Origin of the sequence: Mycobacterium sp. ENV421 (genome assembly GCF_002887815.1) — a bacterium.
Classification (GTDB): Bacteria; Actinomycetota; Actinomycetes; order Mycobacteriales; family Mycobacteriaceae; genus Mycobacterium.
In genome coordinates this window covers 1-13155 of record NZ_PDHO01000025.1, presented here as the reverse complement: position 1 = coordinate 13155, position 13155 = coordinate 1, and the positions used below count along the sequence as shown (strand labels likewise).

The window sequence follows — 13155 nt, the reverse complement described above, 5'->3', positions numbered from 1 at the left end:
GAACGCGTTTGGTCTCGTACTCAGCGAGCGTGATCGTGGGAAACACGGTTACGCGGACGCGCTTCCGTATCTATCCGCCAACTCGGCGCAGAGAGCTTCGGGTTCGTTAACCAAATCGGACACTCGTTGGCCCTCGACGTCGATCACCTTTCCCAGGAGTTCGGATAGCGCCCGGTAATCGTTGAAGAGGTATTCCTGTAGCAGTGGCAGAAGCTCATATCGGAACATGGCAGCGAAATCTTCTGGGGTGTCGATGATTTGGTCGTCTTGGAAGAACAACGAATGGCCGACCTGCTTGTCCCGGCCGAAGCGCTTTCGAATCTCCTCGTTGATTCCATCCAGAAACGTATCGAGTGCTAGCGCCCCGACGGTCGTTCCTTCAAGCAGATCGCTGTTCGGCAGCAACTCGAGGAATTGAAAGCGGCGCCTCAAGGCGGTGTCCAGAAGATGGATGCTTCGATCGGCAGTGTTCATGGTGCCAATGATGAGTACGTTCGGGGGTACAGCGAAGCTAGTTCCGCTTTGGGACAGTTGAACTGTGAGGCCGCGCTTATCCTTCTCGATGAGCGTAATCAGCTCGCCGAAGATCTTGGGAACGTTTCCACGGTTGAGTTCGTCAATCAGCACGATGTACCGGTTCTCCGGATCCGCGCCGGCCGCGTCACAGACACGCTTGAATGCCCCGTCCTTGAGCACCAGTTGCAGTGTCCCGCTTTCTGACTTCACCGGGCGGAAGCCTTCGATGAAGTCCTCGTAGGCATAGGAAGGATGGAAGGTGATCCGGGTCAGCCTGGCCGCGCCGCCTTTGTTCGACGGCGCTTCGGCGAGGGCACGCCGGCGCGCGGCAAGAAGGCTCGCATCTCCAAGCATCGTGTTGGCATATTGGCTGGCGCTGCCTCCTTCGAGTAGCCACACGGCGGCGCGGTCGGCAATGTAAGTTTTGCCCGTACCAGGTGGACCGTAGAGGATGACCTGTCCGCGGCGTTGCAGCGCAGACTCCAAATCCAGGTATTTCTGGTCTGTGTCGACGGGTTTCGATGTTGTCTCGACGCCGAGAATCTGACGAAGGAGCGTGGCAGGCACCTTTGATACCGTCGTGGTGGCCCATGCTCGGACAGGGTCGATGGCCTTTGCCGCTGACGTATCCCAGTCGACTCCAACGGTGTGCTTGTACTGCTCACGTTCCGGATGCCAAACGTAGCCAGTCGCGTTGACGGTTCCCACCCCAAGAAGTTCTGTGGTGCCTCTGTTGGCAAGGACAGTGTCACCCGCCTGCAACTCCATGAGCGTCCACAGTTCGTTGGCCTTGCGGCTCACCTGCTGCTCCACACCGTTGTAGGGGAAGTGCTCGCGGAACTTGGCCCGAAAGTCATCCTTGCTCGCGAAGTGTGTGAGGTCACCGACCTCATCCCAGCCGACGCAGATGAACCCATTCTTGAGACAGTCGTCCCAAAACATCCCGCGCTCGCCCGGAGCAATTTTCACGACGCGTTGGGATGGCCGCGGGTTGTTCCAGTGGTAGAGGAAAGTCCCCAATTCCAAATTGTTCAAATCCGAGAGCGGAGGGATGGCGCGAAGAGCCTGGAGTAGTTGTCTATTGGCTCGCACCACAGATGAGGGTGCGGTCTCGCCGATGGCCTTTAAATAGTGATCAATGTCGGACTTGGAGGACACCGGCATGAGTTCGCCGAGGAAATACATGCAGAGCAACTTCGTCCGCAACGCTGGTGCGCCAGTCAATACCCGGATGTCGTCGGTGGAATCGAATTGTCCATCAGTGGCAAGGCGAAACATTTCGGCGAACCCGTCGCGGATGGCTGACCATGCTCGGTCAACGGACTCGTACTCCTGCGGGAATCGCCACGACCCGTCCTTATCGAGGAAGATCAAATGCTTCTGAGCCGAACCGCCTTTCATGCTCGGCATCAGTCCCGGCTTGTACTCCATCCACCATGAGACCGTCTGTTGCCCATTCTGTCCGAGTGCGTAGTCCTCGAGGCGGAGCTGCGGCCACTCGGTGATGGGGAATCGCTCGATGAACTCTTGGCGAAATTGCTCGGATTCCGTCCAGCGCTTCTCGGCGGCCGTTCGGTCCCATGAGTCGAGCGACTCCACGATGCTGTCGAGGGTGGCCTTGTCGACCATTACGACTCCTTCACGATTGATCGGGCTTCGGTGGATACGCCGCGGGCATGAGGCAAGTCGCTTAGGCGAGCGGCGAGAGTGTGTTTTGCCAACTCATCGGGTAGAGCCGCGGAGAACTTCAAACCCCGAATTGCGTTCAGATCGACGACGGGATCCCGCCACTCCATGGTTGCGACGGCAGCACCGAACTCCTGCACCGTAACGTCGGGGAGCAGCCGTATTGACTTTTCATCGATTCTTTGACGCGGGTCAACGACGGTCGGCAACGACGCTTGAAGAGTTCGGTTCGCGGCAGTTCCGGCCCACGTCCACCACCGGCCGGCCGAATCGTTTGGGATTCTGACGACTAGTCGGTCCGATTGAACGCTATCGCAATAAGATTGGCGGAGCGCTTCGACCGCAGCGGTAGCTCGGGCAGTGAAGGTGACTCCCTGCGGGTTGGCTCCGAGAATGACCTCGCGCATGCCGCGGGTGATCTCGAACGACAAGCCGCGGCCCGATCCTGACCACTTCGCTCGGCCGCCTCCATCGGCTACCTCGACGAAGCACCGACGTCGATCCCAGTCCACATGCGTGACTTTCCACGATCTGCCGCCCAGCAAGAGAATCCGCGGGCCTTCGACTTCCTCAGTCAGCAAATCGGTTCCCACGGTGCCGACTTCGCTGCGGCCCGCGAGCACCAGAAACTCGGGCGGCGCGGAAAAGACCGCCGTCAAGTCGGAGAAGTACCGTCGGCCGAAGCGGCGTTCCGCTTCAGAACCGATGTGAAGGAAGGGACCGTCTGACTCGAAAAAGCCTTCCGCAACGAGGTATTCGAGGATCTCGCCGACGCTCTCGTCGAACACCGGCAGGTCGCCCCACCACTGAGCCGGGGCGCCGTGATTGATGCGGTGCTCCTGCAGGCACAGCGCCATCAGCTGTTGGGCGGCGATGTGCCGCGGATGCGGCGGTGCGGTGATCGGTTCGACCCATCCGTCGGACCAGCACTTCAACATGCCTGCGGCGAGTAGGACGGATTCATCCTCGATGCACAGAAACAGACAGTTTCGCGAAGTGCCCGCGCGGCGACCGGTACGCCCCAATCGCTGGAGGAACGACGCGACCGTACTGGTCGACCCAATCTGAATGACGCGGTCCAGATCCCCGACATCGATGCCAAGTTCCAGCGTCGAGGTCGCGACGATCACGGTGTCACGGGCTTCGGCGAACGCGGCCTCTGAGCGCCGTCGCTCAGCCGCCGACAGCGAGGAGTGCGAGATGTATGTCTCGATCCCGTGGGCGGTCAGCCCGGCACCGAGTTCTTCGGCCCGACGCCTACTGTCCACGAACACGAGGCGCTTCTCGCCGGCATGCAACGAGGCGATCACCTTCGCGGCGTTGGCTACCGATCCGACAAAGTCGACGGTGATCTCGGGCGCGGTGGGTGTGGCTACGTCCGAAGGTGTGATGACTGTCTTGCCGCGAGTGTGGAAGCTGCCTTGCAACCAAGCCATGAGCTCGTCGGGGTTGCCAACCGTGGCGGAGAGCCCGATCCGCTGAAGCTCGCGGCCGGCAACCCGGCTGAGCCGTTCGAGTACCGCGAGCAAATGCCAGCCCCGGTCATCCCCAGCGAACGCGTGGATCTCATCGACGACGACCGCATGCAGACCTGAGAACAGCACCCGCGGATCCACCTTCGTCGACACCAGCATCGACTCGATTGACTCGGGAGTAGTAAGCAGGACGTCGGGTCTATCCGCCAGAATCCGCTGCCGCAGCGCCTGGCTCACGTCGCCATGCCACACCGCGGCTGATCGGCCCAGCCAGTTGCAGTACCCATCGATCCGCGGTTGCAGGTTGTTGAGCAGCGCTCGCAGCGGCGCCACGTACAGCACTGACACACCCTGCCAGTCTTCACCTGCCATCCTCGACAGCAACGGAAATACTGCCGCCTCTGTCTTGCCGCCAGCCGTCGGAGCCAAGACGAGGGCATCGCGGCCCGCAAGGATCGGCTCGACAGCCTCCGCTTGGGTTGGGCGAAGACCGTTCCACCGCAACGTATTCGCGAGGTGATACTGCAAACCGGGGTGCAGCTGGTCGAAAGGATCCATTAGAGATCGAGGGCGATATCGTTAGCAGTGAGTGCCGCGCGCTCGGCGTCGGAGAGTTCGGCGGGGGCAATTCGAATCTCGTAGTCGCGGGATGGGTCGAAGTCGGGGAACTGTTCGATCTTGTCAAGCACATCAACGAGCTTGCGTAGGAACAGTCGCGGCGCGATTCCAACCTTGCCGCCGAGTTCACCGGCGATGGCGGCCGCGAACTGTGCCAGGAAATCGTCGTCCGCGATGGAGCTCACCCGTTCGGCGTCTGGAACTCCCGAAAGGTACAGGTCGCGTACCCGGGCACCGAGTTCGATGAGACGAGACTGGTCGAAGCCCGTCAGACGCAGCTGCGGTGCGCGCGGGTTGTCGAAGCGGGCATCCTTGGCGAACTCCGTATGAAGACGATCAGCGAGCGGAGGTAGCAGTGGAATACCCTGGCGCCCCTCGAAAAACGCGGGTGTCCCGGTGATCAACAGATACAAGCCAGGGAAGTGTCCGTCGTGGACCTCATCGATCAGCTGCCGTAGCGCATTCAATGCCTTGGCGCGCGCGTCACTGCGAATGCGCTGAAGCGTCTCGACCTCGTCGAGCACCAGCAGCAGTCCCGGGTTGCCCGCATCGGCGAGCACCGCCAACAATCCCCGCAGAAATCCAAGGGCCAAGAAATGGTCGAGGTCGCCTTTAATGCCGGCCCGACGTTTGACCGCGGCGGCGACGTGGGGTTGCCCGCCCAGCCATGCGACCAGTCCGTCAGCTCCGTCGTGGTCCCCGTCCGCAACGAAACGCCGATAGGCGCGGATGGCAATCGGAAAGACGGGCGCACGGGTTGCCACATCCGCCAGGCGCCGCTCCAAGAGCGCATCGACGTCGATGTCTTGTTGGCGCGCATCGTCTTCGATGGTGAACAGCCACGCATCGAGGATGGGGCGCAGTGCGCTCGGCTGTATCGACGCCGTCCGCAGCGACTCGATGCTGCGTCGGTAGACGGTCTCCAACTTATGCAGCGGGGTGTCGATCTCGTTGATCTGCACCTCAGCAACCGCGAAGCCTTTCTTCATCGCGCGGTCTGCCAGCCAACGCGCGAAAAAGGTTTTACCGGAACCATATTCGCCGCGCACAGCCTTGAACACCGCACCACCGCCAGCGACGACGTCCAATTCAGCGTCGAGTTCACTCTCGAAACGACCGAGGCCGACGGCGAGTTGGTCCAGCCCGTTAGAGGGCACGGTGCCGCGACGCAGCGCATCGAGGATCTCTCGGCGTCGACGGGCAGAGACCGGCGATGTCATTCGGAGACTCCGAATTGTTCCTTCAGCACCGCTATGTCGAGGCGCACGATGCCGCTTCTGACCCGCAACACTTCGTAGCCCTCGACGTCGAGGACGCGCTTGGCTTGCATGAGGGCGCCGTTGACGCTGGCGGTCGCGACGCCGAGCGCGGCAGCGGCCTGGGCGACGGTGACCTCGTGCGCCGAGGTATCGACCAGTACTTGCAGCAGCCCCTCGATCTGGGCTTGCCGCAACACGATTCGACCAGCCAGCTTCAGCTGCTCGGCAAACACCTTGGTCGCTACCACGTTGGCCGCAAGTCGGCTCTGCTGCACGATAATCAGACCTGAATCGGAGCCGTCATCAAACAGGCTTGGGCTGTCCTGCGCAGGCTTGCGGGGCGGCTTTGCGGTTCGGCTTGTCGGTGCCTCTTGAGCCTTGATGGGCTCGGCATACCACCACGGCGGCTCGGCACCGACGACTCGCGTGGCGCCGTCGGGAAGCTCGCCGGCAACGAGGACGACGACCGGGACGATGGCTTCAGCGGGTGTCGCGCCCCCGTGATAGCCCGCGTTGCGGGCGCCGTAGCGAATGGTCTCGTCGACGGCGAGGACGACCTCGTTGTTCTCGGTGAGTACCCGGGGACCTTTGACGACGACTTCGCGGTCTGGGTCTACGTTCGCCAGATCGCCGTGTGCTCGCTGCCCGTAGGTGTTGGCGCGGGTGACCTTGGCGCTGGACCCGTATTCGATGATGTGCCCGTGGTCGGAGGTGATGATGACTGTTCGCCCGGCGTTCTTGGCGGCATTCAGCAGCGGACCCAGGTAGGTGATGGTTTCCAGGTTCCAGTCGGTGCCGCCTGGGTCGACGTGGTGCAGGGTGTCGTCAACGTAGTTGAGGACGACAGCGACTAGCGGCTGGCGTGTGACGTCGGCGATGGCGTTGCGGACGTCACTGGCGAGCTTGGCTCCGCTGGGCACCGCGTCGAGCGCCTTCTTGTGGAAGATGGGGTCGGGAACACCGCCGGTCGCCTCCAGCTGAGCGTTGTGCAGGAGCGACAGGAATCCGGAGCGTTCCGGCCCGTCACCGCCTTCACGCAGTTCGCCGCACAGTAACGAACACCGGCTGCGTTGCGTAAGGGTCGGGAGCACTGCAAGGGCTGACGCGCGGCGCGCGTCATGATTCGCGGACAGCTCCGTCCAGCCCTCCGATTGGGTGGACCTGACGAGGTCGTTTGTCGCTGCAAGGGAGAGCCCGTCGACGACGATGAGCAGGGTCGGCGATGTCTTGGCGATGGGGATTACGAGATCGTGCATGACGTTCTCGATGGTCTGCACGGGTGGCGTCGGTGCATTGGCCAGTGCGGCGGCGAAGGATCGGTCGTGCTGCGCTCGGCGGGCGAGAGCCACGTCGATGATGGCGCGCAGGGCAGCTGCCGGGATGGGTTGGTCGGCTCCTCGTCGAGCAGTCACCAGTGCGGTGTCAACCCACGAGTCGGTGCGCACGTACCGTTCGGTCGTAGGCACGAGCCCCTGGGCGGTAGCGACGGGCGCGGCCAGCCAGCGGGCCAGGCGGACGGCTCCGCCGAACGCGCGACAGCTATGGTCGCGGTCAGCGAGGAAGTGCTGTTGGACATGCGCCCACTTCGCTTCGATGTTGCGCAGCGCGTCGTCGGACAGGAGCCGAGCATCGAGGTCGGCGGGTAAAGGATTCGGCAGTGCTTCGGTGATCGCATCTGACAAGGCGACCAGTCGATCATCGAGTCCTTGCGGCAGCAGCTCGGAGGTGGCCGCGACGTCGTTGATTCCCAGCTGGTTGACGATCGATGCCGCAGTCGTGAGCACAGCCTGTTGTTGTTGCGCGTTCAGCGAATTGGTGACCAGCCCGCGGGTGTCCTGATACCAGGAGCCCAAATCCTCGGCATCCAGATCGCTGAGCCCGTAACTGCCCAGGAAGACACCGAGAGCCTTAGCGTCGGACTCGTCGAAAAGCCCCGCGACGACGCCGAGCGGAACCAGCTCGGTGATCCGCCCAGCCGTCATCAGAGCGTTGACCGGTTTGCGAAGTCGACTCGACCGCTCAGACAACCAGGACTGGAACGCCGCGCTGAGTTCAGGCCCCCCCGAGGTGGATAGCGTGACGAGCCCTTCGGTGACGTCCTGGGATCTGCTCCATTCGAGCACGGCCAGGGTGTCGATTTCCACATCGACGTCTTTGACGATCTTGAGCACATCCCGCGCGATCGTCGCCATGGCGTGGTCGCGCGTCAGGACGCCGCTGGGTGCGGGGATATAGGCGTCCGGGGACAATGCGGTGAGAAGCCCATTGGCGATCGCGCGGTCGTTGTGGGTTCGGTACAGGGCCGGCTCGATGGTGGTCGCAGCGAAATTGCTTCGCAGCGCATCCCACGGGTCAGGGGTGATGAGCCGTCCGTCGAGGAGGTGTGCGAGCACGGTGTCACCCAGGTCGTCGTCCTCGACGCTGGTAAGCACGACTGTCCATTGCTCAGGGTTGCGCTGATCGATGGCTTCCCATAGCGCTAACACCGAGGGGCATGCCACGACCGTGACCGGTGTGCCTTCGTACGCGAAGTCGCCGCCATCCCAAGACGGCTTGGCGCGCAGCCCAAGCACACCGCTCTTGTAGTGCTTGTCGCGAGCCTTCTTCAGTCGCGCCCGAATGATCGGTTCGGTGGCGGTCAGCGTGCTCAATCGACCCACCAGTGCACGTGAACTTTTTGGCCGTGCTCGTCGATCGCTTTCTTGAGCGCGGTGACGAGATTGGGGATGTCCTCGGCTGTATTCAGCGTGGCGTCACCCTTAGCCGTGAGCGGTGGCGGTGGCGGTGGAGGCGGCGGAGGCGTGCCACCGTCTTCGTCGACGACCCACGAAACAAGCTTGTTCTCGACGGAAGCGAGCTCATCGCTCAGTGAACGTCCAGGGATCGAAATCGCTTCGTGCAACGCTCTTTCGATCGCGCGGGCACTGTCACCGCTTGCATCACCACGTTCGATACCTTGCCGCAGCCGTTCGACGAGCTTCCACTTGAAGCTCCGCAGAGCCTGGGTATCTCGACCAGCATCGTTGCGGATCTGGCCGGCTGTCTCCGCTGCGACCGGGAGGTCGGCGCTCGCCATAGCGTCAATCACGGCGACGTTTCCCGAGGTGCCCTGCAACCGTTCCGTGAGACCGCGCAGGGCGACAGCTGAGGCGAGCCGGTCGCCAGCACCCGCACTCATCGCCAGCCGTTGGTAGGCGTGTTCGAGTTCCTCTACGAGATAACCCAATTGGCTCGTGCTCTCGGTCGCCCTCGCACGAACCTGCGTGGAGAAGTCGGCGACGTTCGCACCGGTGAGATAGGTGCGAGCGATGGTGTACCCGAACAACTTCGATGAATTGGAACGAGCGTCGTCCCACGCTCGCTGTTCGGGCAACTCCTCGGCGCGCAGCTCGATACTGGGCGACATCCGCCCCAACGCGGGTGCAGGGCAAGCCGCGCCGGCATTGAACCACGCACGCTTCCGCAGCAACGCCCACGCGCTGATCACCAGATCCCGCGCCTCTGGACGTAGCCCCCAGGCTGGGGTGATGGCTTCGATGTGCTGTTGCATCGCGCCCACGGTCAGCGGATCGGCCGCCATTGCGGCGCGGTCGAGTTCACCCGCCCAATACGCGAACGAGTCCTCGCCGAACAGATAGTGGTCTTCGGTGGCCTTGCCGACGCGAAGTGGTCCTGCGACGCGGCGGACGATCTTGCGATCGGTGCCAGGATCGGTGGGTATCCGGCCGTCCCGATTGGTAGCTGCCTTCTCGACGTAGTCGCGCACCGTCTCGAAGTTGCGGGCGGTAACTTCGTCGCCCGGGGGATCGAAGGCGGGGTGCTGCGGGTAGATCGCCGAGAACGCTTGATCGACGATCTTCACCAGGGCGTCCTCGAGGCTCGCGGCGGGCGGCAAGGCGGGGCTGAAGTCTCGTGACAGCGAGGTGAGCACGTCGAATTGTGTTGACTCCTCGGAGATTCGCTTCAAGTCGGCAGGTTCGATGCCGTACGCCTGCTTGAGCAGACTCTCGATGCTTGTCAGCGTGCCGCTGAGGAGATTCTCCAGGATTCCTCGGGCCTGAGCGCGGTCGGTCGCCGAGAGGTGATCGGAGTTTTCCGTCCACCGGTCACCGCTGCCGGTGAACAGCCAGTCGAGCTTGACTAGGAGCGCCAGGTCGTCCATCGCGGAATCGGTGAAGAACCGTGGCAACCAGACGAGGGTGCTGCGATCGCCGTTGGTTAACAGCCGGTCAATGCGGTTGACGTCGTCGGCGCTGGTGTAGCCGGCCTCGTCAAAGGGGTAGTCGACTACCACCCGCCAGGTGCCGGGTCGGGGATCGAAGGCCTGTTCCGGGGTCGACCCGGCGTCGCGGACATTGCCGAACACGATGTCGACTTCGCGTCGTGATCCGCGCCAGATCACGGTTCGGGTAGCCGCGCCGCTGAGGTCGTCCTGCCCGCTGGGAACCCCAAGGGCCTTATGGACGAGCCGCCGGATCAGGACGCGACGTCGGCCCGCATTGTCTTCTCCACGAACGCGTTCGATGATCGACTGGTAGTCGACGTCGGCCAGCTGCACCCGGATGACGGGGTTGGCGCCTTCGGACACGGTGATCTCGGGGACGTCCTTTTGCGCCCATTCGCGGACCACGCCGAGGACGACGCGAGCTTCTCCGCCTGCCATGCGTGCTTTGATGGACCCGTGGTTGAGCGCGGCGAGCCGCGCGGCGGTGATATCGCGCAGCGCAGGGACTTTCGGCGCAATCGCGGAAAGAAGCAGTGTCTTGGCGATACGTTCTTGACCGCGGAAGCCCGACGGAACCGAGGCGGGATCGGTGTCGAGTTGTTCAAGGCTGACGGAGTGTTTGTCGAGCAGACTGGGCAATAGCCGGTTCTTGTAGAGGTCGGATGCCGCCTTGAACATGGCACCGGCATGACCGTCGATCGGGTCACTACCGTCGACGATGAAGTCATAGGAGTCACCGACCGGAATGAGGTCGTCGACGGTCAGGGTGTCGCGCAGCGACACCAGCATGCGTTGCATGACCTTCAAGGCGGTCCGCTCACGCTGCATCACCGACGAGAGATTGCGCAGGGTGGACACCAGCGCCGGGGAGAACGGGTAGGTGAGTCGGAACTCCTGTTCGGAGGCGCCGCGGTGTCGGTCGTCGGTATTGAGGCTGTCCTGCAGCACGTCCCAGACCGCGGCTGTGCGGGTGAGGTTGGCGAAGGCGTCGTCGAGTATCTTCCGAGCGGCCTCGTCCTTGGGCTTCAGTAGACGCGCGTGAGCGACTTCGGCGAGGTTGTCGTCGCCTAGCTGGATCTCACGGAACCGGCCCTGCTGAAATTGGAAGGCGCTGTCGAGGGCCTCTTGCTCGGCGCCGGATGCCCCGGCATCGGCGAACCACTTCCGTAGGTCCATCTGCCGAGAGATGAACGAGATCAAGGGGATTGCGCGCTGACGTCCCGATGACTCGACGAGTTTGGTGATTTTCTGGGATTCGCGGGCGAAGAATTCGGCGTCACGCACCGAGAATGCAAGCCACAGCACTAGCTCGTCGAGAAACAGCACGACGCCGTCGTAGCCAAGGGACTTGGCGTGCTCGGAGATCACGACGAGGCCGCGGTCCAGGTCGACGTAGTCGGCGGTCTCGGAGAACGAGGTGAAGTAGCTGTTGACGAGTGCGGACACCAGCTCGCGGCGCTCGGCGTCCTCGGCGGTGGCGTCGCGCGCCGCTTGGTAGCGCGGCAAATCCCACGCCGCACCGAGTAAGCCGCCCCAACCACCGCCCTGTCCTTGACTCCCTCCTAGCCCGGACAGGAACTCGTCGTCGCCCATGCGCTTGCGGAGATTGTCGGCGTCGTCGAGCAGAGAGTCGGAGACGTGTACGGCGGGTAGCGGGGCGTCGGGGTGCAGGGCCTTGATCTGTTCGACGTACCCTTTGAGCACGGCCTGCTCCAGGCTTTTGGCGCCCAGCAGATGGTAGGTGAGTCGCAGGATTTTCTTGCCCGTGAGTTCGCCGTCGTAGCGGCCTGTCAGGTCGCGAAACTTCTCGGTGCGTACCGCCGCGTGATTCCCGAGGAGGGCGTAAAGCACCGCCATAAAGTGGCTCTTGCCCGACCCGAAGGAGCCGGTGAGGTAGGCCGCCCGTGAGGTGTCCTTGGTCAGGGCGTCGGCGACGATGTCGATGGCGGCGTTGAAGTTGTCGCGCAGGGACGCGGTGAGGACGTACTGGTCGAGGGCGGCCTCGATGTGGGCGTCATCGTTGGTGCTGTCGGTGAGGCGCAGGACATAGTCGTCGGCACCGACGCGTTCGGGGATGCTAATGACGTCGCGCAGCAGTGTGGTCACGATGTCTTGGCCTTTCGTCCTCGTCCGGTCGGCTCGGGCCGCCAACTGCGCAGCTCGGTGACGGTGAGGTGGTGTTCGGCCAGGCGAGTGGTCAACTCGTCGGCGATGGTGTCGGCGACGGATTCGCCGAACTCAGGGTCGATCTCGTTGTGCCACTGTTGAACCCAGGGGAGTAGTTCGTTGAGCCCGGCAAGCAACGGGATGAGCTTGGGAGTCTCCCAGCCTTCGTCGATACGTTGGCTGATCAGTCCGGCGAGAGCGAGTGCTTGGTCGGCATGGTCCCAGCCGGCCCAGCCGAGCAGTTCCGTGGAGTCGGAGTCACGGCTGGCGCCGGGGTAGGAGATGAATCGTTCCTTGGGTACATCGAGCTTGCCGCGATGCGACCAATATGAGGACTTGGCGAAGTCAGCCGGCTTGTACTTCGGCGGTACCGGAATCGGGCTGTCGAGCGTCTCGCCGTTGTCCTCGCGGCGCTGCAAATCCCAGGTTTCTTCCCAGACCGCGCGCTTCTCCAGCCCTGGCTTCTTGTAGCGGTACGCCGACAGATATGGGACGCCCTCGTCTGCAAGGAGTTTCGCCAATGCGGTGCCGGTGGAGACGTTGGAGTCCCCGGCCCACAGCCGCAGCACACTTCGAAAGTCATCGTCACGATCGAGGATGTCGGCCAACTGCGAAGTCGACATCGGGGTTGGGCGCCCTTCGCGGTCAAACCACAACGAGCGGTCCTCGACCCGGTCAAGTAGCCAATCGCGCAGCGCGGACTGGACCTGCTTGTCCCAGGGCTCAACAGCCCAACGCCGCTTGTACTCCGGGCGCTCCAACAACCGAATGTGCGGATTCGACTCGATCGTTTCCAGGCGACGTTCGATGAGTTCCTGGTAATCGACGGACAGGTGGCTTGGAATCTCGGTGATTGGCGTTGACGAGTGGCGGTCGAACCACGCTGCTTCTTCGCCATCCTTCATCCGTCGCGCCAGTGCGATCTCGAAGGTGCGCTGCCCGAGGGCAATTTCGGGAAGTTCGCCCTGATAGGTGACGTCGTCCTCGATGAGGCCGTAGATGCGGTAGTACTCCCAATCAAGCTCCTCCTGGTGCGCGATCATCAAGCCGCGCAGCCGCTCGTACTCGGTGCGGGCTGCGGACAGCGTTGCCGCCGAAGGAGTCTCTCGCGCTGCGACTTCCGCCGGGATCTGCTGCTGAAGCGCATGCGCTAGGTGTATCCGGCCATGAGGTTGGTAGCGGGCGTGTTGGCTTGATGTGAGGAGAACCT

At 62.9% G+C, this 13155-nt stretch carries 6 protein-coding genes; all 6 read right to left on the bottom strand.

Annotated elements, in window-relative coordinates; genetic code table 11:
• Positions 1 to 48: 48 nt before the first annotated feature.
• Positions 49 to 2145 (bottom strand): McrB family protein, encoded by a 2097-nt coding sequence (locus tag CRM90_RS22890; RefSeq protein WP_102809230.1) that lies wholly within the window; start codon positions 2143 to 2145, stop codon positions 49 to 51.
• Positions 2145 to 4235, bottom strand: coding sequence for a DEAD/DEAH box helicase (locus CRM90_RS22885; protein ID WP_102809229.1), 2091 nt, complete (start codon positions 4233 to 4235; stop codon positions 2145 to 2147). Before CRM90_RS22885 ends, CRM90_RS22890 begins: the two co-directional genes overlap by 1 nt.
• Positions 4235 to 5515 (bottom strand): BREX system ATP-binding protein BrxD, encoded by a 1281-nt coding sequence (brxD, locus tag CRM90_RS22880; RefSeq protein ID WP_102809228.1) that lies wholly within the window; start codon positions 5513 to 5515, stop codon positions 4235 to 4237. Before brxD ends, CRM90_RS22885 begins: the two co-directional genes overlap by 1 nt.
• The gene (gene pglZ / locus CRM90_RS22875) at positions 5512 to 8214 is read right to left on the bottom strand and encodes a BREX-2 system phosphatase PglZ (protein WP_233209465.1); all 2703 of its coding nucleotides are present in this window, start codon (positions 8212 to 8214) and stop codon (positions 5512 to 5514) included. Before pglZ ends, brxD begins: the two co-directional genes overlap by 4 nt.
• Positions 8202 to 11885, bottom strand: coding sequence for a DUF6079 family protein (locus CRM90_RS22870; RefSeq protein WP_102809227.1), 3684 nt, complete (start codon positions 11883 to 11885; stop codon positions 8202 to 8204). The genes pglZ and CRM90_RS22870 overlap by 13 nt, the downstream gene beginning before the upstream one ends.
• On the bottom strand, positions 11882 to 13155 hold a 1274-nt coding region (gene pglX, locus CRM90_RS22865), incomplete at its 5' end, for a BREX-2 system adenine-specific DNA-methyltransferase PglX (RefSeq protein WP_142391430.1). The genes pglX and CRM90_RS22870, both read right to left, overlap by 4 nt.

Coding starts and splice junctions, on each gene's coding strand:
- CRM90_RS22890 (WP_102809230.1), bottom strand. CDS start 2,145: ATGGTCGACAAGGCCACCCTCGACAGCATCGTGGAGTCGCTCGACTCA.
- brxD (WP_102809228.1), bottom strand. CDS start 5,515: ATGACATCGCCGGTCTCTGCCCGTCGACGCCGAGAGATCCTCGATGCG.
- CRM90_RS22885 (WP_102809229.1), bottom strand. CDS start 4,235: ATGGATCCTTTCGACCAGCTGCACCCCGGTTTGCAGTATCACCTCGCG.